12 protein-coding genes and 2 pseudogenes are annotated in these 21936 nt (G+C 69.4%); 7 read left to right on the top strand and 7 right to left on the bottom strand.

Going from position 1 to position 21936, the window contains the following annotated elements; genetic code table 11:
* The first annotated feature begins 21 nt into the window (after window positions 1–21).
* Complete coding sequence (locus AC5L36_RS25115) at window positions 22–1746, top strand: AIPR family protein (RefSeq protein WP_441220506.1); 1725 nt, start codon at window positions 22–24, stop codon at window positions 1744–1746.
* A 25-nt stretch (window positions 1747–1771) separates the two neighbouring features.
* The gene (locus tag AC5L36_RS25110; protein WP_441220504.1) at window positions 1772–2275 is read left to right on the top strand and encodes a hypothetical protein; all 504 of its coding nucleotides are present in this window, start codon (window positions 1772–1774) and stop codon (window positions 2273–2275) included.
* Here AC5L36_RS25110 and AC5L36_RS25105 read toward each other — a convergent pair.
* The 4 genes from AC5L36_RS25105 to AC5L36_RS25090 all read right to left on the bottom strand — a co-directional run bounded on the left by AC5L36_RS25105 (window position 2241) and on the right by AC5L36_RS25090 (window position 16764).
* Window positions 2241–4163, bottom strand: coding sequence for a UvrD-helicase domain-containing protein (locus AC5L36_RS25105; protein WP_441220502.1), 1923 nt, complete (start codon window positions 4161–4163; stop codon window positions 2241–2243). The genes AC5L36_RS25110 and AC5L36_RS25105 overlap by 35 nt on opposite strands.
* Window positions 4164–4443: 280 nt before the next feature.
* Window positions 4444–4845 carry a hypothetical protein gene (locus AC5L36_RS25100; RefSeq protein ID WP_441220500.1) on the bottom strand — a complete coding sequence of 134 codons (402 nt, stop codon included), beginning with the start codon at window positions 4843–4845 and terminating at the stop codon, window positions 4444–4446.
* Window positions 4846–4952: 107 nt separating this feature from the next.
* A complete protein-coding gene (locus AC5L36_RS25095; protein WP_441220498.1) occupies window positions 4953–11558 on the bottom strand; it encodes an SNF2-related protein in 6606 nt (2201 codons plus the stop codon).
* Complete coding sequence (locus AC5L36_RS25090) at window positions 11551–16764, bottom strand: RecQ family ATP-dependent DNA helicase (protein WP_441220496.1); 5214 nt, start codon at window positions 16762–16764, stop codon at window positions 11551–11553. The genes AC5L36_RS25095 and AC5L36_RS25090 overlap by 8 nt, the downstream gene beginning before the upstream one ends.
* Window positions 16765–17279: 515 nt before the next feature.
* On the opposite strand from AC5L36_RS25090, the gene AC5L36_RS25085 reads away from it, so the two are divergent.
* Together AC5L36_RS25085 and AC5L36_RS25080 are read left to right on the top strand one after the other, a co-directional pair.
* Window positions 17280–17633, top strand: coding sequence for a hypothetical protein (locus AC5L36_RS25085; protein ID WP_441220494.1), 354 nt, complete (start codon window positions 17280–17282; stop codon window positions 17631–17633).
* The gene (locus tag AC5L36_RS25080) at window positions 17633–18307 is read left to right on the top strand and encodes a nucleotidyl transferase AbiEii/AbiGii toxin family protein (RefSeq protein ID WP_441220492.1); all 675 of its coding nucleotides are present in this window, start codon (window positions 17633–17635) and stop codon (window positions 18305–18307) included. The genes AC5L36_RS25085 and AC5L36_RS25080 overlap by 1 nt, the downstream gene beginning before the upstream one ends.
* A 26-nt stretch (window positions 18308–18333) precedes the next feature.
* Here the strand turns inward: AC5L36_RS25080 and AC5L36_RS25075 are convergent, their stop codons facing one another.
* The 3 genes and pseudogenes from AC5L36_RS25075 to AC5L36_RS25065 form a co-directional block, all read right to left on the bottom strand.
* On the bottom strand, window positions 18334–18531 hold the full coding sequence (locus AC5L36_RS25075; protein ID WP_441220490.1) for an Lsr2 family DNA-binding protein: 198 nt from the start codon (window positions 18529–18531) through the stop codon (window positions 18334–18336).
* 125 nt (window positions 18532–18656) lie between these two features.
* Window positions 18657–19156 (bottom strand): annotated as a pseudogene (locus AC5L36_RS25070) (DUF2637 domain-containing protein); the annotation flags it as partial.
* A gap of 440 nt (window positions 19157–19596) precedes the next feature.
* Window positions 19597–19935: a hypothetical protein gene (locus tag AC5L36_RS25065; RefSeq protein WP_441220488.1), complete on the bottom strand. Its 339-nt coding sequence runs from the start codon at window positions 19933–19935 to the stop codon at window positions 19597–19599.
* Window positions 19936–19994: 59 nt separating this feature from the next.
* Between AC5L36_RS25065 and AC5L36_RS25060 the strand changes: the two are divergent.
* The 3 genes and pseudogenes from AC5L36_RS25060 (at window position 19995) to AC5L36_RS25050 (ending at window position 21867) form a co-directional block, all read left to right on the top strand.
* Window positions 19995–20391, top strand: a pseudogene (locus tag AC5L36_RS25060) (type II toxin-antitoxin system RelE/ParE family toxin).
* Entirely contained in the window at window positions 20388–20702 is a 315-nt protein-coding gene (locus tag AC5L36_RS25055) for a helix-turn-helix domain-containing protein (protein WP_441220486.1), read from the top strand. Before AC5L36_RS25060 ends, AC5L36_RS25055 begins: the two are co-directional and overlap by 4 nt.
* A gap of 352 nt (window positions 20703–21054) precedes the next feature.
* Window positions 21055–21867: a hypothetical protein gene (locus tag AC5L36_RS25050; RefSeq protein ID WP_441220484.1), complete on the top strand. Its 813-nt coding sequence runs from the start codon at window positions 21055–21057 to the stop codon at window positions 21865–21867.
* Window positions 21868–21936: the final 69 nt, after the last annotated feature.

Raw genomic sequence — 21936 nt, 5'->3', positions numbered from 1 at the left:
GAACACATCACTGGAGTAGCGGTGGATCTGATCATCCAAGGTCTGACCAAGCAGTTCCAGACCGATCGCGGTCTCACGTCGTTGCGCGACGACGAAGCGTTCGAGGCGTTCGCCGGCTTCTGCGTGCTCAGCTCCTTCTACGAGGACGAGTTCGACCCGGATCGCTTCCGCACCGGCGGTGGCAACGACTTCGGCATCGACACGTACGCCATCGTGGTCAACGGCGACCTCCTGCGCGACCCGGCCGAAGTACGCGACGCCGTCGAGCAGGCCAGGCAGCTCGACGTCCGGTTTGTCATCGTGCAGGCCAAGACGACCGCCGGCTTCGAGGCGAAGGTCTTCACCGACCTCGCCGATAACCTGATCCACCTGTTCACGGCCGGCAGCATCGCCTACCCGGCGAGCGAGGATGTGCTGAACCTGCGGTCGTGCATCGACGCCATCTACTCCGATGTCGGCAAGCTGAGCCGTGGCCTGCCGCGGCTGTCGGTGCGCTATGTGTCCACCGGCACGGTCGGCAACGACCTGCTCGACCAGAAGCGGAGCAGCGCCGCCACGGCGCTCGACGCGACCAACCGGTTCGAGGACGTGGACATCCTGCCGGTCGGCGCGCGCGAGCTGCGCGAGCTGTACAAGCGGGCCACCGAGGCGGTCTCGGCCAGCTTCACCCTGGCCAAGCGGATCACGCTGCCCCGGATTCCTGGCGTCGAGCAGGCGTTTCTCGGCGTGCTGCCGGCCCGGGAGCTGGTCTCGCGGTTACTGACCGACTCGACCGGCGGCATCCGCAAGACGCTGTTCTACGAAAACGTGCGCGACTTCCAGGACTACAACGCCGTCAATCAGGAGATCCGGGCCACCCTGCAGGATGGCGATCGCCGGGACCGGTTCGCCGTGCTCAACAACGGCATCACGATCGTGACCCGCGAACTGACCACGGCCGGCGACGACTTCCGGATCCGCGATTTCCAGATCGTCAACGGCTGCCAGACGTGCCACGTCCTCTTCGACGAGCGGGAGGCCCTCACCGACGGCGTGTACGTCAACATCCGGCTGGTGGAGTCGCGCGACGAGGATGTCATCGGAGGGATCATCGCCGCGACCAACCGGCAGACCGCGGTGTCCGACGAGGACCTGGCCGCGCGAGAGCAGTTCCAGAAGGACCTGGAGGAATTCTTTACCGCCCAGCCGGAGCGCAAGCGGCTCTTCTACGAGCGGCGGTCCCGGCAGTACAGCGCCCACCAACAGGTGGAGAAGACCCGGATCATCACGCGTGGCCAGCTCATCCGGGCGTACGCGGCGATGTTCCTGGACGAGCCGGCGCGGATCGGGCACTACACCGAACTCAAGCAAGCCCGCGGCGCCGAGCTCTTCCAGCCCAACCACGCGCCGATCGTCTATTATGCGGCCGCCTCGACGTACTACCGGCTGGAGTGGCTCTTCCGCAACGGCAAGCTGCCCAGGGTGTACGCGCCCACCCGCTATCACCTGCTCGCGGCCGTTAAGACGTACCTGCTCGGGGCAGGCCGGCTCGATCCCCGGCCGAGGAAGGCGGCCGAGGAGTGCCGGCGCGTCCTGGAGGTCGTGTGGAACCCGCTGCGGGCCGAGGACCTGGTTAACCGGCTACTGGCCGTGATACAGGCCGCCGCGCAGGAAGAGGCGCAAGGGGCGCCGCTCGGCGAGCTGGTCCGGACCCAGCGCTTCGCCGACCGCGTACGCAAAGAGGTCCTCGCGTTGCCGCGGACCTGACCAGGCCGGGCGTTACGGTATGGGCGTGAGCCGTTCGTACCTGCTGATCCTCGGTGACCGGGACGCGATCGCGTGGGTGCTGCGCGAGCAGCGGATGGCGTTTCCCGCGACACCGCGCGCCGAGGTGGCTGCCCTCGCGGTGGACGACCGGCTGTTGCTCTACGCCACCCGCGGCGCATGGGGCAACCCGACGCGCGACCGCGGTCGCGTGATCGGCAGCGCTACGGTGCGGAGCACCGTCCGGGCGCTGGACGAACCGCTGGAGATAGCCGGGCGCAGCTTCCACTCCGGATGCGACCTGCGCATCGACGGCCTGGTGCCGTATCCGGGCGGCGTCGCGCTGCAACCGCTCGTCGGCCGGCTCGCCGCTTTTCCTAAGCCGGAGGCGTGGAGCGTGTACCTGCGCCGGGCCCTGCTCCAGCTTCCGCAGCCCGATGTCGACCTGATCAACGAGCAGCTCGCACCGCTGCTTCAGCGCCGCCGGGAGGCGCTCGCTACGTACCCGCGGGTCGCGGCAGCAGCGAAGTAGGCTCGCCTACCCAACCGATCCAGACCGCGTCGCGGGCGCGGGTCATGGCCACGAAGAGTTGGCGTCGCAGCAGCGCGAGCCGCTCGGCGTACGCGTCGTCGTCCTCGTCGGCGCGCCGCGCCTCCCGCAGCCCGTCGGCGTCCAGCCGAGGCAGGAATACCTGCTTGAACTCCAGGCCCTTGGCGCGCTGGTACGTGCCGACCTTGGCGAACGAGTTCGGCGTGCCGTCGTAGTCGTTCAGCGGCTGCGTGGGCAGCCCGAGCGAGCCGATCAACTCGGTGTACCGCTCGGCCAGTGCGTTGGTCGGCACCAGCACCGCCAGGTCGCCGATGCTGGTGCCGGCATCGACCGCCGCCTCCACGGCGGCCGCCAGGGCGAGATCGTGCTCATCGACCGTGGGCGCGCCGGCCAGGGTAGGCGCCGGGCCGATCCGCGACAGCTCGACGGAGCGCATCTCGGGCGCGGGCGTGTCGCCGCCCTCGTTGATGCCCCGGCCGTCCAGCACCGCTTGGGCGAAGGAGTACACCTGACTGGTGTTGCGGTAGTTGCGGCTTAGCACGTACGAGCGCCCGCGTACCTGGATACCGGCGGTGGCCAGGTTGAAGCCGCCGGGGTAGATGGACTGCTGGCCGTCGCCGACGAGGAGCAGGCCGTTGGGCCGGTCGCCGACGATCGCGTAGACCAGCCTGAGCGCGGCCTCTGTCAGGTCCTGTGCCTCGTCAACGATGACGGCGTCGTACTCCGGCTGCCCACCTCGTTCTGTCACCACCCGATGTGCCCGCAGCAGCACATCGCTGAAGTCGGAGACGCCGCGGTCGGCCAGCTCGGCCGTGTAGCGCTCGGCCAGCCGCCACACCTCACCCCGCAGCTCCTTCGACAGTGGCGTGCCGCGGCCGGTGCGTTCCAGGCCGAGGTAGGCGTCAAGGTTTGCGAGGGCCCGGCCGCGGATCACCCATTCGACCTCCTCGTGCAGGTACGCCGGGCTGAGGCCGGCCCGCCGGAGCGGCGAGCCTTTGGCGATCACCTGTTGACACGCTGCGCGCCAGGCCCGATCGGCACCCTTGGGATCGACCTGGATGGGCACCCGATGGCGGTGCAGGTAGCGAAGAGCCCAGCGGTGGACGTTGGCGAACTCGACCATCGGCCGCTCGGCCGGGGCGAACCGCGCGAATATCTGCTGATACACCTCGGGGAGGTTGCGGACGTACGTCGTGACCAGGACCTTACGGCCGAGGCTGGCCAGTGCCCGTGCCCGGTGCAGCGCCACGACCGTCTTGCCGGTGCCGGCGGCGCCGCGGATCCTGGCCGGACCGCTGAACGAACGGTCGACGAGCCCCTGCTGGTCGGGATCGAGGTAGACCATCCAATCCTCGATCGGCCTCGCGAGCACGGAGGCGAGATCGTCGGCGTCGACCGGGATGAACTCCGGGCTGGTGCTGCGCTCCTGCAGGGCGGCCGAGATCCGCTCGTCAACCGGCTCGGTCGGCGGCACCTCGACCGGTTCAGGTTCTACAACCACCTCGTCCGGCGTGACCTGCTCGCCGCTCGGCGTGCCGTACATCGCCAGGTTCATCGCGCATTGCCATGCGTCGGGCCGCATCCGGCTGTCCAGGGACACCAGATCCTGGTCGGTGTTGAGCCGCCGCAGTACGGCGATCTCCTGCGCCTCGAAGCCGAAGCCGCCCAATTCGGCGTCGTTCCACGCCATGAACAGCCGGCCTTCATCGGCGCGGCGCTGGCTGTATGGCAACTGCTCGCCGGTGCCTGGGTCTTCATCGACGACCCGCAGGATGTTCTGCCGGTCATCGATCTCCAGCCGTAACCGCTCGGCCCGGCGATATACCGCGTCGTGCTCTCCGAAGAGCAGCAGGACGATGACGTTTCCCACCCGGCGCCAGATAAGCCGGTGCCCTTGGTTCGTGACGTACGACGTGAAGGTGTTCGGCTGGGCTTTCTTGACCGCGTGCGTCTGAAGGCGGGGGTTACCGAACGGCTGCCGGGCAAGCTCCGTAAGGGTTTGCGACAGCGCAGCAAGGACGTCGGAGCGGTTTTGATAGCGCTGCACACAATCCATGTACGTCGACGTATAGCGGTGATCGTACGTCATGGGCGCGAGCCTTTCGTAGCGGAGGATTGCAGGGCGCGCTGACAAAGCCTATCGAGCGGCGTCACGGACGACTGTGGCGGATGCTTTGTAGCGGCTCTCCGTTCGCGGTGACGAACCAGAACACCCAGCCATTCCTATGTGGGGAGACGGCGGGCTTGTAGTGGCCGACAACCGCTCGTGCGGCTTCGCTGGGGGTGCGGAATGTGGTGCCGGCGAGCGGTCCGTCCGTGATCTCGATGCGGCCTGGGCCGGGGATGAACCGGGCCCGGGTGCGGTGGCCGTCGTAGTCCGCGTGTATCGCCACCCCGTTCTGGTTGCTCCTCTTGGGCCCCGCCGGAGGCTCCACCCTGGTTCTGGCCGCGGCGACGAGTTGGGCGACGATCTGGCCCTTGGTGACCCCGCCGACGTTCGCGGCGAACTCCAAGTACTGATCGGTGGTGTCGTCGATATCTACGGTGGCCACGTGCCCTCCAAAGAACTCTAAGAACTTACAGCGTCTCCATGCTGAATCTCCTCTACGCAGATGTCAAGCCTGCGGGACCTCGGCGGACTGATCCGCGCCGTCCCGTGTCAGCCTGTTGCTCGCCCACCGAGCACTCGCTGGGCGAGTAGTAGCCGGTCTCCCGTGAGGGCCGTCGTGATCGGCGCCGCGTCGCTCGCACGTTCCAAGAACCACTGGTCGCCGATCCTGCGGACGATGACCCGCACCGTACGGCTCTGGCCATGCCAGCCATCTGCTCCCCGGGGAATGCCGAGGCGGCTTCGACTGAGGACGCCGACCTTGCGGAGGGCGGCGCACGCTTGGCAACAGCCGTATGTGTTGGCAACGCAGCGCCCACACAGCCGGTCGCCGCAAAGGGCACAGGGTCGTACCGAGTCCGGGCATGCGCCGCACGTGCCGGTCCGGCATGTTGAACATATCTCCAGGCCACTGACGACGTGGTGGCTGCGGCATACGTGGGCGAGGCGCAGCGGTTGGCCCGTCACCGCGTCGGGGAGGTAGCCGTTGGTGGCGTTCGGTGCTACCCGGTAGCCCACCTTGATCGGGGTGCCGTCGGGCAGCTGCCAGTCCTCCTCCACGCGGAGCCCGATGCCGCCGCGGACACGGTTCTCTGTGTGGTCGCTGAGGCGTTGGCGCAGGGCCGACGTCAGCGTGGCGGGTAGTTCGTCGCGAGGGTGAGGCGCTGCGACCTTGACGTGCGGCAGTATCTGCGCGAGCGCTGTCGCGGGCGGTATGGCCGGTTTGGGCAGCGGCGCTGCGTCAGGGCTGGCCAGGACCGGATCTGGCCAGACGCGTCGTGCTATCCGACGGCTGTTGATGACGGCAGGGCCGATCAGGGTTCTCGGGGCGGTGATGGCGTTCACCGAGAGCAGGGCGGGCCGGCCGAGCAGGGCGGCCCCGAGCGCGCCGCGGGCGAGGTCGTCCCAGGCGGGTTCGGTCACCATGTACCACGCAGGTGCCTGCACGCCATGCTGGACGCCAAGGAGGGCGTGGGCGCCCACCGCGGCGAGCACGGCGGTGAATCCGTCCTTTGCCGCGACCGCGACGAGGTCCGGGGCAGGCATCCAGCCGTGGCCGGCCCACGGAATGGGTTCGTTAGCTGGCCGCCACTCAGCGACCTCCTCGGTGACCGTGGGGCCAATGGCCGTACGACGGACCAGCCCTCGCGAGTCGATAAGGACTGCGGATTCGGTGGCCTGCCGTGAGACGACAACGGCACCCCGGCCGGTGGGCAGGTGGGCGACGCTCGCCACGCGGCGGATCACCTCGTCGCGAGGGGCGGAGGTGGGTGCTGGCAGGCGAAGCTTCGTTCCGGCCGCCTGTAGTGCCTGGTTCAGTTCCTCGAGCAGATCCTGATTTGGGGGGCCGGCGACATTTCGGCCCGGCACGGTTGGCGCGTCGCCGGCCCGGAGCGCACCGTCGTTCAGGACGCCCCAAACCAGGCGTGTCGAGCCGTGCCGCAGTAGCACAATCGCACCCTCGGAGAACGGCGGCACGCTTCCGTCGACCACCTGGATCTCAATGTCACCGGTGCCGGCCAGATGCGCGGCGGCGATGCGTGCCTGAAGCACCTGGCGCGCGTCCGGGTGTGCCGTCTCCCAGCGGTGCAGGCCGGTCGCGGAGAACACGGCGACCTCAGCGCGGTGTTCGCCAGCCAGTAGCGCGACTGAACCGGCAGGGTCATGTCCGATCAGGACGGCAAGACCGCCAGCTGCTAGCTCGTCCGGCAGCGCAGCCAGCTCGTCGTCCGTTGCCGGCGCGAGGCTGCGGCAGGTGCCGCAGAGGTTGCCATCGCCGGTGCAGGCCGCGCACACAATCCGGCCGCACAGTGTGCAGCCGCGCACCGGCAGCCGCCGCGAGCAGTCAGCGCACGAGTAGTCGCCACACCGCTGGCACTGGGTGGCTTCGAAAGCCGGCGTGCTGGCTGAACGGCACACGCCGCACGCAGGCCGTCGACACGTACGGCAGCTCACGACGGTGCGGTGGGGGGCGCAGCAGGGGCCGTACACCCGAGCGCAGACCGGGCACGGCATCGACCGCCCAGCACCGATGAGGTGCCCGCAAGTGTCCACCGTGACCGGGTCGTCGTCGGTGCTGGGGCCGTCGAGCGGCGCGGCCACCGAGCCACCGGGATGTACCAGCAGCCGCCCGGTCAGCAAACTCCGCTGGATCGGCGTCGCCGGTGCGACAAGATATCTGCGTTCGGCCCGTCCGTGCGGCGAGCGCCACTCTTCGTCGACGAGCAGGCATGGCGCGATGGCGCTGGACGTCACCGGCTCGTCCATGACTTCCAGGAGGTGCCGTAGCGGCTCGTTGGCGACGGGCTTCGCGCCTGCGAACTCGACCGGTTCCACGTCGGTGACCGCCGCCGCGGCGTCGATTTCGCCTTCCGCCGAGTCGACCAGAGTCCACAATGTGCTGACCTTGCGGTGTGCCTCGGTGTCCGGCGCGGCGTCGAGGTAGCGCAGTTCGGTGGCGGCCACGCCTGGCCACGGGTGGCGGACGACCCGCCGGGTCGGCGGTAGCCCGGCCGCGGTAACCAACCCGGCGAACTTCTCCTCCATCCCGACCGTGGCCGCCGACCAACCCGGAACAAAGATCGTCGAGGTGCGTGAGCCATCCGTCAGCAGGCCAACATATGAACGGTGCAGGCCGTCGAACTCGATGGTGACCGGGCCTACTGTGGCGCGGGCGACCGGCCGGCAGAACGGCGACACCTCGTGCCGGCTAGGCAGCAGTGGTTGCGTGTCGGCGGCGGCGACCATCGGTTCGCCGGCCCCCTCGTGCCAAAGCTCCCGGTAGGTGATCCGCGCGCCGCGAAGGTCGACCCGGCGGACCACGGCGAACGGCACGGCGGCGACGGCCGGTACGGGAGGCGCCGGCTCGCGGCCGCGGAGTTCGGCGAGCAGGCCGTCGAAACCGGCGTTGACCTCGCCTACCACCGCGGGCCCGGTGATCTCGGGCAGCAGATCGCCGAGCTCCGCGTCCACCTGTCCGCCAGTGCTGGGAAGGCACGTCCACCACACCGACTGCTCCACGTCGGACCAGGCTGCCTCCCCGGCCAACTCCTCAGCCGCGGGGATGCGCGCCGCGGCGACCAGGCCCGCGCTAGCGGGAAGCCCGAAGCGCGCGGCCAGCCCTCGCAGCCGTACGCGCAGCGGATCGTCCACATCGGCGTCCGGGACGAGGTCGACGCGGCGCCCGGCGGGACCGACGAACGTCGCGTGTCGAGTGCCCACTAGCAGATGCGTGCCGGCGCCGAGCCGCCAGCCATGCTCCCACTCGGTGTCCAGGTCGGGCGCCCGATGTGGGTCGCGGCACTCGGCGCATAATGCCCCGTCGAAGCGGCACGGTCCGCACGCGTGGCCTTGGCAGGCCGCGCAGGGCACGACGACGCGTTGCGGTCCGCAGGCGGCGCACCGGTCCTCGTTGCACAGGTCGCATCGGACCAGCGCCGAGGCGTCGACGACGTGCATATCTGTGCACAGGGCCATGGTGGTCAATGGCTCGCCGGTGGCCTCGCAGCGCAGCCCGTGGTCGGCAAGATCCCCGGTCCAGGCGTAGCGTAGCTCCCGCCCGCCGCCGGCGGTACGCTCCCAGTACTCGACCACCTCAAGCTGGTCGGAGCCGTGTACCTCCAGCGTGAGCAGCTCGGCCCGCAGCTCGGTCTGGTCCGGGGCCACCGATGACTGTTCAGCGGTCCGGATCGCCCGGGAGAGCTGCTGATGCCGCTCGGTCAGCTCCTCGTACCCGGCCACGCCCCGGCTAAGCAGGGTCTGCTCCGTCTCAGCCAACTGTTCGCGCAGGTTGTCAAGCATGCGGTCGCGGGACTCGGCCTGCCGCCGCTCCTCGGCCTGCCGAGCCTGCCGGAGCTGCTCGGCGAGGTCGCTGGCGGCCTGGCGTTCCACCGCTTCCAGCACGCCGGACTCGGTGAGCTGCGCCGGAGGCGGCGCGCCGTCCAGGATCGCCACCCGTGGGGCGTCCGGCCTGCGAGCCGGGCCCACGTCAACCGAAACCAGCCGCTGGTTGCCACTGGTCGCGCCCTCCTGCACGCGGTACGTGGCGCGCGCCGACCAGTCGCCGGTGGGCTGCAAGCGCCGCTGGCGCAGCACCACGCCGGGCACGTGCGCGAGCACGGGTTCTTGCGGTATTGCGGGAAGCTCGGCGATCGATCCGGTCAGATCGCCGTGCTCACGCAGTACGCGCAGCAGTTCGTCGAAGACCTCCGATCCGACCACACACAACTCCGCCTCCGGATGGAGGTCCAGCGCGGTATGGGTGAAGGCCAGGAACAACTCATCACGGCCGTCGAACGCTGAGTCCATATCAGCAGGCAGCTTGACCCGTGTGAGCCCTTCCTCGGGTTGCGAAAGCTCGGCGCCTGCCATCTCCAGGAACCGGCACACGAACCGCTCCAGGTCCTGCTGGCGGCGGCGGGGTCGGTCCGCGGGCTGTGGCAGCAACTCCCTGGCTTGGGGCTGGGCGGCGCGTTGCTGGCGCTCCTCTTGCCGCTGGGCCAGCCACGCGCTTAGCCCGCTGTCGGTAGTGATCATGTGCATCGCCTTGGTGCGGGCCTGCTCCAGCTCCGCACCCAGCGCGTCGAGGCGGCGCTGCATGGTCGCGTCGCTCTTCTCCAGCAGCGCCTCCAGGATCCGCTTCTCCATGGTGGCGTCCTGGTCGCCGTCAAGCTCGCCGAGGACCGTCACGACCTGGCCGAAAAGCAGCTCGAACATGGCCAGCTTATCGTGCAGCAGCCGGTAGACGGCCTCGTCGAGGGTGTCCCGGGCGAAGATGTTGGCGATGTGCACGTCGCGGGTCTGGGTCAGCCGGTGCACTCGGCCGATGCGCTGCTCGACTCGCATCGGGTTCCATGGCAGGTCGTAGTTGAGCACGCAGTTGCTCACCTGCAGGTTCTGACCCTCGGCGCCGGCGTCGGTGGATACCAGGACCTGGGCCTTGCCGGAGCGGAAGTCGGCCACCGACTCGGCTCGCGCGGAGTGGGCCATGCTGCCGTGGAAAGGCACGGCGGCGATCCCTTCAGCGTCCATCAGGCGCAGCAGGCCGTCCAGGGTCTGGGTGTGCTGGGTGAACAGCAGCACTCGGCCATGCTCGTCCAGCCATTTGCGGACGATCTTCAGGGCGGTCTGCTCCCGGGCGGTGTGGTGGATTTCGCCGGCCAGGTGACCGATCTCCGTCAGCGCGGCACGCATCAGCGGGTCGGGGTGCCCCTCGGCCATCCGCAGCGCGCTGCGGGACATGGCATGCGGAGACGCGGTGAGCTTGTGGGCCAGGCTCCTGCGCCGGCTGTGGTCACCGGGTGCAGTCATGCGGTGCCGGAGGGTGCGCAGGACCAGGTCGTAGAGCTGTCGCTCCGGCGGCGTCAGGTGGACGCCGTGATCCTGCGGAGGCATCCGGTGTACCTTGTCGACGCCGGCCTGCTGCCTGGTGGTGCGCACCACGACGCTGCTGACCAGCTTACGCAGCTCAGGCGCGTTGACTGGCCGGCGTGGATCGCTTCGATGGACGAAGCGGTCGCGAAAGTCACGCTCGGACCGGAACGTGCCCGGCCGCAACAGCTCGACCAGCCGGTACAGCTCCAGCAGGTTGTTCTGCACCGGCGTGGCGGTCAGAAACAGCGCCCGAGGCGCCTGCCGCACGAGTTGGCCGACGACCTCGCGGGTGCGGCGGGCACCGGATCCGGCCAGCCGGTGCGCCTCGTCAACGATGACCAGGTCGAACGGGGCGCCGAGGCGGTCAGCATTGCGCAGCAGAAGCTGCAGGGTCATGATCATGCGGATTTGGCTGAAGGCAGCGCTATCCTGGCCGCTGACAATCACGACGAAATCTTCGTCGAACTTGGTCTTCAGCTCGTCGCGCCATTGTTCGCGCAGCGGTGCCGGGCAGACGATCAGGACGCGCTCCGCAAGGCCGCGCAGCAACAGCTCCTTGAGGACCAGTCCACCCTCGACGGTCTTGCCCAAGCCAACCTCGTCGGCCAGTATGCCGCGTCCGTTCATGCGGGCCAGCACCGTGCGCGCCGCTGCCTCCTGGTGCGGCATGTGCTCGATGTGCGCCGCGTCCACGGCGAGCAACTCCTCGAACTGGTCCAGTGTGGCGAGCCGCTCGCCTTCCAGCCGCATCTGTACGGCGTCGGCCGGATCCCAGCCACGGCTGCGAAGCGCCTCCAGCAGGCTGGAACGGGCCTCCCGAAGGAAACCGACGTCGCCGTGCCACGCGTACTCCTCGCGTTGACGCAGCCGGTACCGCGCTCCGCTGCTCGCCCGCCGCCGCGCCCGAAGTTGACTGGCGCTCTCCCGCCGGGCGGGCTCCTCGCGTTGCGGCAGCGACCGCGACCAGTCACGGCCGCCTGCCGACAGTCCGCGGGCGGGGGTGCGCACCACCAGATCGATCGGGCCGTCGCCCTGCCGCTCCAGCCGGACCAGGTCACCGACTCGGCCGGTGTCCTGCAGGTGCTCAAGCAGCGCCTCGCCGGTCAGCCGGCGCCGGCCGGCAGTCCACACCGCCGGCACCTCGTCGCGGTCCGCGATGAGCACCAGGGCGGTTGAGTGATCGCCGAGCCGGAGGCGGCGCTGCTCGGCCGGGCCGAGCGGTATCTCACCGAGGTTGAGCATCTCCTCGGTGAGCGTGCGTTCGACGGTGACCCGCTCAGACATGCCGGACTCCCAGTCTCGTGCGGCCCGCGTCGGTGATCGTCAGGCTGGTGTAGGCCGTCTGCTCCCGCCGCGCGGCCTCGCGCGTCACCAGCCCGTCGCCGACGAGCCGGTCCACCGCTTCCGTCCACCGCCGGTCGGCCGCGCGTACGTATCGCAGGGCCCCGAACTGGGGGCATCTCCGCAGCCCCGCGCCGAGTGGATGGCCGCCAGGAGTGGTCTCTACACCCAGAACGGCTGCCTTCAGGCCCGTCTCGCCGTAGCGGCCGACCGGCACCGCAGTGGCCCAGGCGATCGCCTGAAGTGCTACTAGGTCCACATTGACCAGATGCTCAGGGTCGGGAACAGCTGAAGCGGGAAGGTCCAGCCACGCCGGCAGGCCGCCGCACGTGTCGCAGGGTTCATGTTCAGGGCCGCAGGCGTACGCGGGGAAGCCGAAGTACGCCACCATCGCCGAGCGGCGGCACCCGCCGTCCTGCGCGTACGAGATGATCGCGTCGAGCTGCCGTCGCTGCCAGGCGTTCCAGCGCCCGACCTCCTGGTCCAGCGCGGCGGCGTCCACTCGGTCGGCCAGTAGCCTGATCCGCCGATAGCGGCGCGACGACGAGAATGTGATCAGCCGGTCCAGCGACCACGCGATGAGATCCCGCTCCAGGTCGTCGGGGTCCAGGCCACGCTCGTCCTGCAGCCGGTCGAAGTCGATCCGGCTGGCGACCTTCGGGCGCAGGTTCAGGATGACCGACAGCTCACGGAACCTGCGGCGCTCGTCGGGGTCAGTCGGCTCGCGGGTGCCTACGTTCACCGTGCCCCGGGCCGAGCAGTCCGGCCGCTGTACGAGCGCGTCGGTGCGCTCCAGCCACGCCAGCAGCACGTTCAGCTCCTCGGGCTCTACGCCGACGGCCTCGGCTGCCTCGTCCGCATCGAAGACGATGTCACCGTTGCGCTTTCGCGCGCTCGCGAGCAGTGCCAACAGCCGGGTCGCCTGGGACAGCCGGGTCTGCCGCTCGGAATCGGTGGCCTGCGACCGCCGCCGCATCACGTCGCCGCCGCTGAACAGCAGCACGCACTCGCCGCGCAGCGCGGGATCGCGGGCGGCGCGGCCGGACTCCTGGACGTAGGCGTCGAGCGACTCCGGCAGGTCGTAGTGCACCACCCATCCGATGTCCGGCTTGTTCACCCCCATGCCGAACGCTTTGGTCGCCACGATGACCTGTGTGGTGCCGGCCAGGAAGTCGTCCTGTACGGCCTCTCGCTGTTCAGGGACCATGCCGGCGTGGTAATGGCGGGCGCCCACGCCGGTGCGCCGCAGCAGGGCGGCCACCTCCTCGGTCACCGCGCGCCGCGAGGCGTACACGATCCCGGGCTCCTTACCCATCGCGGTGACGATGCGCAGCAGCTCCCGGGCGCGTTCCCGTTCGCCGGCCACCCGGGTCACGTGGAATCTGAGGTTTGGGCGGTCCGCTGGCCGCACCACCCGGACGGGGTCGGCGAGCTCGAGCGTCTGTTCGATGTCCTGGCTGACCTGCGGTGCGGCTGTGGCGGTCAGGGCCAGCCGCGGTGCCCGGCCCAGGTGCGCCACCGCGGTGGCCACCCGGCGGAACTCGGGCCGAAAATCATGCCCCCAGGCGCTGACGCAGTGTGCCTCATCCACGACCAGCCCGGCGAGGTCCTGGCTTTCCAGCGCCACCCGCAGCACTGGGTCACGGACCAACCGTTCCGGGGACACGTACAGCAGGCGCACCTTGCCCTCGGCGAGGTCGCGCAGGATCTCCGTCCGCACACTCGACGGTGTGTTGGCCGTGATGCCCTGCACCCCGCGCAACCTGCGGCGCCCACGCAAGTCGTCGAGCTGGTCCTTGATCAGCGCAACGAGCGGGCTGACAACCACCGTCGCGCGGTCCTCCGGCCGTAGCAAGGCGGGAAGCTGGAAGCACAGCGACTTGCCGGCTCCGGTGGGCAGGATCCCGAGCGCGTCGTCGCCGCGTAGGTGCGCGACCATGAGCTGCAGCTGAGCGTCCCGCAGCTGCTCGATCCCGAACAGCAACTGGGCGGCCTCGCGCAGGTTGGCCTGTGGATCCTCGCCGTCGACCAGGCGCAGCCGGGCCACAGTCGCCTGTACGTCGTCGCCGGCCAGCTCCAGCGCCGCGGTCAGGTCCGGTTCGTCGCCGGTTACGAACCTGATGGCGTACCGCCAGGCGTCCTCGCGGTCCCGCGCATGGTGGATCTGAGGCCCACCGTCGTGCCTAGGTCCGGCCAGTGTGGAGAGCAGGATCTGGTTGGCTGCGCTGGGCGACTGCACGCGCCGGTCGCAGATCAGGGCCACACCTCGGTCGGTTTCGGTGCGGATCAGCCGACCGAAGCCCTGGGCCAGCAGGATGGCCGTCTTGGGCACCACGTACTCCAGGAACGGGTCGCCACCGCGGTCGGCGATGGCTCGCGCTCGTGCGCCGACGACCGGGTCGTCGACGTGCGGATAGGGCGGCTTCTCTATCACCAGGTAGCTCAACGTGTCGCCCGGCGCGTCGAAGCCCTGCCAGTAGGAGCGCAGCCCATAGACGACTGTTCCGGGCTCGGAACGGAAGCGCTGGGCGATCTCGGCGGCCCCGGCCTCCCCTTGTATGAGGAGCTGCACGCCTCGCCCGGCCAGCTCGTCGGCGCGCGCGCGTACCCGTTCCGCGACCGCCTGCATCCGGCGTCGGGCGGCGAACAGGGTCATCGCCCGACCGCCGGTCAGTGACAGCAGGCCGACCTGGTCGCGGGCGAGGTCCTCGACGAACTCCCGTTCCTGGCTGGGCACTGGGACCGGCAGGTGGCTGGTGAGCACGACGGCCGACTGGGTGGCGTGGTCGAACGGGCTGGCAAGTTGTCGGCCCTCGAAGATCTCTGGCTCGACACTGCCCGGCTCGATGCGGATACCCAGCCGGGACGCGAGGAAGTCGAAGGTGCCACCGGTGGTGAGGGTGGCACTGGTCAGCGTCACGCTGCGTGCCGGCCGCACGATGGCCTGCCCGAACGCCTCACCCACGTCGATCGGAATGCACTCGAAGGTCCAGTCCGCAGCTGCCGGTTCGTCCCCGCGTCCGTTCTCGTCGGTGGCTGGGATGGAGAGCAGGTAGACCCAGAGCTGCTCGTCGGGCAGCTCGCGGAGACGATCCAGAACTCGTGTGGCCTCCTCGGCGGCGGCCGCGGTCCCACCGGCACGCGCAGCCAGGCTCCTGAGCAGAGCCGACGTTTGCGGCGGCGCCCCGGCCGTGGCCTGACGCGCGGCGGACTCCACGGCAGTCAGCGCATCGGTCAACGGCCGAAGGCAGTCGATTACATCGCGCACCCGCTCGACCAGGTAGCGGAACTCCGGCCGGATCTGGACGATCCCGTAGCGCATTACCGCCGTGTCGTCGGCGCCGCCGTACTCGTGGAGATAGGTATGGGCGGCGCTGGACAGGTCCTCGCACGCCTGGCGCAACTGCCGCGCCAGTGCCGGCAGGTTCCGGCCGCGACGAAGGTCCGGCCCGATGCGCGCGATCCGGCGTAGCTGCCGGTCCAAGCCGGCCTTTCCGTCTAGCCGGGCGGCCAGCTTCAACAGTTCGCGTCGTCCAACCGCCTCGGTCCAGGCGCCGGTCAGGCTGTCTTCCAGCTCGTGGGCCTCGTCGAATACCAGGTCGCTGGCGCCGGCCGCCGACGCGTCGCCGGGGCTACGGCGGCCCTCAAACGCCAGTTTCGCCCACGTCGCCACGAGAGCGTGGTTCGCGACGACGACGCCGGGTCGTTCGCGCATGCTGGCCAGGCGGGTGTACAGGGGACACCGTGTGACCCAGTCACAGTCGTGCCGTTCACACGAGCCGGCGTCGGTGCGCAGCGTGTCCCGCGCTGCCCGGTATGCCGGCCGGGTGGCGGCCACGTCGTGGTCGCGAACGTCGTCCCACACACCGGTCGGGATGAGCGCGAGGGCCCGCACCGCGACGGCCAAGGCGAGCCAGTGGTTCTCATCCAGATCCGGTTCCGAGGTGTTGACCGCGGTGCCCACCTCGCGGGCGCAGATGTAGTTTCCCACCCCGAACAACTGGCGGAACGGCGCGCCGAACAGCCCGCTGCGCTGTAGCTTCTCGACGTCGCGTCGCAGCTGCTGTTGCAGCACCTTGGTGGCGGTAGCGATGACTACTGGCTGGCGGCCCCGACTTGCGCGCCCAGCGGCAGCCGCCAGGTAAGCGAGCGACTTGCCGGTGCCGGTGGGCGCCTCCACAGCAATCCGGCGACCCTCGTCCAGCACCTCAGCCACAGCGGCGGCCATCTCCTGCTGGGACCGTCGGGGGGTGAACGCCAACTCGTCGAGGCGGGACAGGACGTGCCGCACGCCTTCGCGCGCCGATCGATGCTCCGGCGCTTGGGCCGGCGGGCTCAGCAACGGATCGTCGGCGCAGCGCAAGCCCTCCGACGCGTCGGCTGGCAGCGACCCAGCTGGCACGAGCCGGGCGAGGTCGGACCCGCCAGCGACCAGACAAGCACGGGCGAGCTGCCACGAAGGGTCGCTGTGGTCGACCTTCTCGGTCAAGATCCGTACGCAGTCCGCAGCGGCCCGTGCCTGGGCCACGATGCCTCCACCCTCAAGCCCGATGGCGAGTGTGGCGCACAGTTCGCTCAACCCCGCGCTGGAATGGCCCGGACTATGCAGAAGCGCCAGCATGCGCAGGTCGATTCGGACAGCGGGCAGGGCTGCCGCGAGATCGTCGGCATTCGTGACGACACGATCCAGGCCGTAGCCAACGACCGCGGCTGATCCGTCCACGAACTGCCGCAAGGCTTCAGACTGTCCCGGGCCCGTGGATAGGGCAGCGGTCGCGCCGTCGCGCATCCGCACCGCGCCGATGTCGACCAAGCCTTCGGCGGCGTCGGCAACGTGCAGCACGACGATGTCGTCCAGCTGCAGCGGCGCGGGGGCGGGCACCTCATGCCAGGCGTGGCCGGTCGGTTCGTCGCTGTCGACCTGCGTAGCGTGCTCGGGCACTGGATCTTCCGCTTCGGGTGCATCCTCGCCCGCGCGGCGCGCCTGTGCGAGTTGGTAGCCAGCGACAAGCCGACCGGCGCCGTCGAAGGCGAAAACCTCCGGGTACCGCTGGGGAAGGTTGGCCAGGCGTTGCGTGCTGAGAATGACCCCCGCTTGGCGCAGTGCGGTGGCGAGGTCTTCTATCAGCAGCGGGCCCCGGTCGGACAACAGGTCCCGCGCACGTCCAATATTCGGGGGCAGGATTGCGGACAGTACGGCCCCCTCCGAAATTGAAGCAGCCGCATGACCCATTCATGTCGCGGCATCCACTTGCGCTGCGCGGACGGCGTTGTCCAGTGACTTGTTGGCTGGTGTCTTCGATGCGTTTGGCGTCGCCCGGGGCCGCTTACCCAGCGGCCGCGGTGACCGGCAAACCATCATCCCGACCTCGCGGTATCGAGCGTATGCGTTCTGTCGCGAAGCGGACTGCCGTGTCACCCAAGGATGACCGTCTTCTCACCCGGTGGAGCCCTGAAGTCCGATCCCGATCTCCACCCGGGCCGGCCGCGATCGGCCGCTTGACCGATCATCGGCCGGCCGCCCAGCGGGCACCGGCACGGTGGACGGTCCAGCGCAGGGTTCGGGCTTCCCCAGGCGTGTACGCCGCGTGTGGTGGACACCAGTTGCAGGTTGTCGTTTACCTTTGGACGAGACGGCGACGCCGAGGCGAAGGGGGTTTGGCAATGAGCGCGGAAGCAGCTCGTGCCCCGCTCGGCTCGCGCTACGCCGACCAGCGGCCCTACGCCGTGGCTTCACGCCTGGCTGACCTGCATGGGCCCACGAGCGGAGTGGTGCGGCTGGAGCGGCGGCTGAACTGGTCCGGGCAGGCCAGCTACGACCTGGCCAACCCGCGCCGGCTGGCAAGCATGTACGAGACCGTCCTCCGCGAGGCCACCCACCCGGAAGAGTTGGCCGAGTGGCTCGACGGGCCGACGCTGGTGCGCCTGTGGCCGAGCCTGGTAGTCCCGCCCGAGGTGCGGCGGCTGTGGGAGGCCCGGTTTCCTGAGTTGGCCGCTGGGCGCCGGCCAGCTGCGTAGTGAGAGCGGAAGACGCGGCCGTCCACCGGCGACTGGCGGAGATCGGGCTCAGCGCGGGCGGGCCGCACGGGTTCGCATTGGCGGGTGGCCACGCCGTCGCCGCGCATGGCATCCTGCAACGCCCGAGCGAGGATGTTGACCTGTTCGCCGACTGGCAACGGCGAGCGGACTTCCCGGCCGCCGTCGACGAGGTGATGGCCGCGTACCGTGGCGCGGGCTACCAGGTGGAGGTCGACCACCGGACGGAAACGTTCGTCCGGCTGTACCTCGCCGACCCGGCCGAGCCGAGCACGCAGTACCGGGTGGAGTTGGTGGCGAACTGGCGGATGCAGCCGCCGGTACAGATGGATATCGGCCCGGTGTTGCACGCCGACGATGTCCTGGCGGGCAAGATGGACGCTCTGTACAACCGCGCCGCCGCGCGTGACTTCCTGGACATCGACGCGGCGATCACGGCCGGCCGCTACACCCTCGATCGGTTGTGCGTGCTCGCGGAGACCGTCGATGCCGGCTTCGACCGCGCGATGTTCGCCGGCATGCTGCGCCACATCGAACGCTTCGACGATGAGGAATTCGCCGAGTACGGCCTCACGCCAGCGGAGGTGGCATTGCTGCGTGCCCGGGTGGATGCCTGGCGTGAGGACCTGACCTCGTCGCAGCCTCCTGACCAGTAGGCAGCTCGCGAAGCCCCCGGAGGCCGTCAGGTGTGTGCGTGGCGGTACGCCGCACGGATCTCGACGGGGATGCGCCCACCTGAGCTGATGGCCAGGCCCTCGCCGCGGGCCCAGGCGCGGATTTCCGCGTCGGTGGTGGGGTTGGCTCGGGCAGGTCGGCCAGCCGGTCCAGGCCGGGTGCGTCGTTGCCGGGCGTGGTAGCGAAGCTGTTGCGCGTACTGCACCAGCTCGCGCTTGAAGGGCTACCCCCAGCGCGGCCCAGCGGGTCCAGGAGCCGGTCCAGCTCCCCAAGACCTGGTCCCGGGGAGCTGGACCGGTCCGGACTCAGCCGGACTGCGCGGCCGCCAACCGCCGGTGCACGCGCCGGGCGTGCGAGATGTCGGCGCCGGCGGCCAGCGCCAACTCGCGATGATCGGGAGTCCGGCCTTGTTCGATGGCCGCGGCAAACGCCCGCCGCATAGCCTCGACCTTGGTCTCCGGTTCGTCCTGGACGGCCGTGGATTCAGCGGACCCGGCCACCGCCACGGTCCGGGCGAGCGCCAGCTTCACCATCGCCAGGAACCCGAGCGCCGGCAACGCCGCCGCGATCCAGCCGATTACCGACGGCTCGGCCTCGACGACCTGAGCGGCCAGCGAGAGGGCAACCGCGCAGACCAACACGGTCGAGGCGAACAGCACGGGCCGCCCCGCCCGGTGCCGGCGGCGGATCTCCAGGCCCGACGCGATCGACATCAACTCCAAGGTGACTGCATCGGCCCACGCAAGCCATCCCGGCTGGCCATGCCCTGCCGCGACGTCGTGAACGTGGGTGAAGCTCGCCGCTCCCGCCGCGGTGCCGATGACGAGCATGATGGCGACCTGCACCACACCTTCGAGGCGCTCACCGTACGCAGGTCGCGGGCGCTCGGCGGTCACCACGACACCTCCGCGAGCCGAGCCCACTCGATGAGACTGACGACCGTACGCAGAGTGGGGTCGATCGCGACGTACTCGTGTGCCTTCATGACATGGACCTCCGTCGTTCTGGAGGTCCCGAGCGAATGCTAGGGATCTTGCTAGGGAACGGCGCCGTTGCCGTCCGGACGATCCCGGACGGGGCCGGACGGCGATCAATGAAGCCGCACGTCACGGCCCCTGTCCGGGATCAAGCCGACTCAAGATTGATGATCTTGATTGGTCTCATAATCCCTCGGTCGCGGGTTCGAGTCCCGCCCGCCCCACAGAACGCGGAGCAGACGCGCCTGAGGTGCGAGTGGGGCGCAGGCTCTGGAGATAGGGCCGCATCGCGGTTAGGTGCGGACTGCCTGGAAGCCGGAGTCGTCACCGAGGTGGAAGTAGATATGCCCGTTGAGGGTGCGGTTGTCGGTCAGCATGGCCCAACCGCGGCCGTTGACGGGGTCGCCTTCGTCGTTGCCCTCCCAGGTGAACTCGACGCAGCCTTTCCCGTCGCGGGTGGCTTGGCGGCAGTCCATCCACCCCTCGACGGCGATGAATCCGAAGCGTCCGGTTTGGTCTCCGTCGAACTCGATGTAGGCGGGCTCCACCAGATCGATGGTGTCGCTGTCCCAGAGGTCCATGCTCACGATCCGCCACCGACCGGTCAGGCTCGTCGGACTTGCGCTGCTCATGTTGGGGACGGTAACTGACGCGGATCGCGTTGTTGTTTAGTTCGGGCTATAGTTGCTCGGTGCCTCCCGAACCGGCCCGCCGCTGGGCGATCAGGACGACAACCGACGTGCGTGACTGGCTGCGTGCGCTTCGCCAGGCCGACCCGGACACATACCGCTCGGTGAACGTCGCCATCGACATGCTCGCCAAGGTGGGCCCAGGGCTGGGGTGCCCGTTGGTCGACACATTGCAGGGTTCGAGCGTCAGCAATCTCAAGGAGTTGCGACCCCAGGTCCGGCCGTGATGTCGCGATCCGGGTTCTGTTCGTCTTCGATCCCTGGTCGCAGGCGGTACTGCTGGTCGCGGGTAACAAGGCCGGTGAGTGATCGGGGTGGTACAAGGTGGCGATCCCGGCAGCGGAGGTCGCCTACGAGGGCTGGCTGGCCCTCGAAAGAAAACGGCGGGAGGCGCCATGACCGAGTTTCACGACTGGGACGACATCCGTACCGAACTGCATGACGGGGACGACACCGCGCTGGCTGAGGAGCGCGCGCGTACCGAGGCATGGATCAGCGCCGTTCACCTCGCCGAGGAACGCAAGCGGCTGGGGCTCACCCAGCGTCAGGTCGCCGACCTGATGGGGGTAACACCGGGCCGAGTCAGCCAGATCGAAAACGGCGACCTGGACGTTAACGAGGTCGCGACGTTGAGCCGGTACGCGCGGGCGTTGGGCGCCCGGATGCGGATCATCTTCGACTACGGAAACGACCTTCGCCAGATCGCCTGAGCTGTCCCGGCCAGACCCTCATCAGACCCTCCGAAGGCTGCGTGATCTGGCCATCCCTACCGCCAACGGATCACCAGCGACGATCAGGACCGGTTCGCATTCTGCCGCGTCCGGCCCACAGCAAGCGCGTCCCCAACGAGGTCCGGGACGCAAAGGCAGGCGAAGGCTGGAGAGCGTCGCCGCCGCCCCAAGGCATGTGGCGCGAACCGTATGTCGTCGCTGACCTGCCCCCAGACTCGCCCATCGCTGGGCGAGGAGGAGATCTCACCAGTTCGGGCCATCCAGTTTCGCCTGCCTGTCGCCTCGATGACAGAGGCGGGCGGCGATCTGCGCTTGGCACGAGGGTGGGCGCATGTCTGTCATCTCCTCCCTCGGCCGCCGTGCGGCGGCCGTTGTACTGGCGGCGGCTCCGGCCGTCCTTCTCATCGGGGCGCCGGCCCAGGCCGCGATCCCGTCCGGATCCGGCTGGTCGACGTCCTGGCGCTACTACAGCACCAACAGCTTCGAATTCGAAGCCACGCTTCCCGGGGTTAAGGCCTCCGGCTTCGGGGTCGACGTCAACGGCGAGCGCGGCGCGATGGTCACCCTCACCGACACCGCCAACGACAACCGGTGCGCCCGGGTGGTCATGTCGGTTCCCGGTTGGGGCACGCTCGGCGCGGACACCGTCTGTACCACGGGCGACTCGGCGACCGTTGGCGACTTCAACGCCAAAGCCGAGGGGTACATCTACGTCACCATCTACCGCATGTACGTCTTCGGCGGGGACTGGGACAAGATCACCACCTTGGTCATCCCGCCGTCGAAGGACGACCCTGGGCTGCGGACGGTCGACACCGGCGCGTCGTGGAAGTACACATCGGGTTCCTCGTTCACGTACCAGGTGCGACGGCCGAACGTTTTCCTCACCGGCAACGGCCACCACCAGGGCAACAGCCGCTCGGCCTGGAGCGCGGTGCAGAAAACGTCGACCGACATCTTCATCTGCGCATCGGGCAAGGTGTCCGGCCCCGGTGCCACCAAGAGCGGCCAGACGTGCGCGAACAATGGCGTGCAAGCCTTCAACCAGGACGGGTTCACCAATGGCATCAGCGTCGAGGCGTGCAGCGTGCCGGCCTGGAGCGCCAAGCTGTGCCTCTCGACAATCGTGAGCAAGCCGATGTGACCGGATGGCATGACGCCCGGGTCCGCCGGCCGCGGCCGGCGGACCCGGCGCCGACAAAGCCTCCGTCGG

It is taken from the genome of Phytohabitans sp. LZ39 (assembly GCF_059359075.1).
Note: the sequence above shows the minus strand (reverse complement) of the source record. Positions and strands in the feature narration are given on the sequence as shown.

Excerpts from the sequence above, each read along its gene's own strand:
- AC5L36_RS25055 (WP_441220486.1), top strand. The coding sequence starts at position 20,388 with ATGACCGAGTTTCACGACTGGGACGACATCCGTACCGAACTGCATGAC.
- AC5L36_RS25050 (WP_441220484.1), top strand. The coding sequence starts at position 21,055 with ATGTCTGTCATCTCCTCCCTCGGCCGCCGTGCGGCGGCCGTTGTACTG.
- AC5L36_RS25085 (WP_441220494.1), top strand. The coding sequence starts at position 17,280 with ATGAGCGCGGAAGCAGCTCGTGCCCCGCTCGGCTCGCGCTACGCCGAC.
- AC5L36_RS25095 (WP_441220498.1), bottom strand. The coding sequence starts at position 11,558 with ATGTCTGAGCGGGTCACCGTCGAACGCACGCTCACCGAGGAGATGCTC.
- AC5L36_RS25065 (WP_441220488.1), bottom strand. The coding sequence starts at position 19,935 with ATGAGCAGCGCAAGTCCGACGAGCCTGACCGGTCGGTGGCGGATCGTG.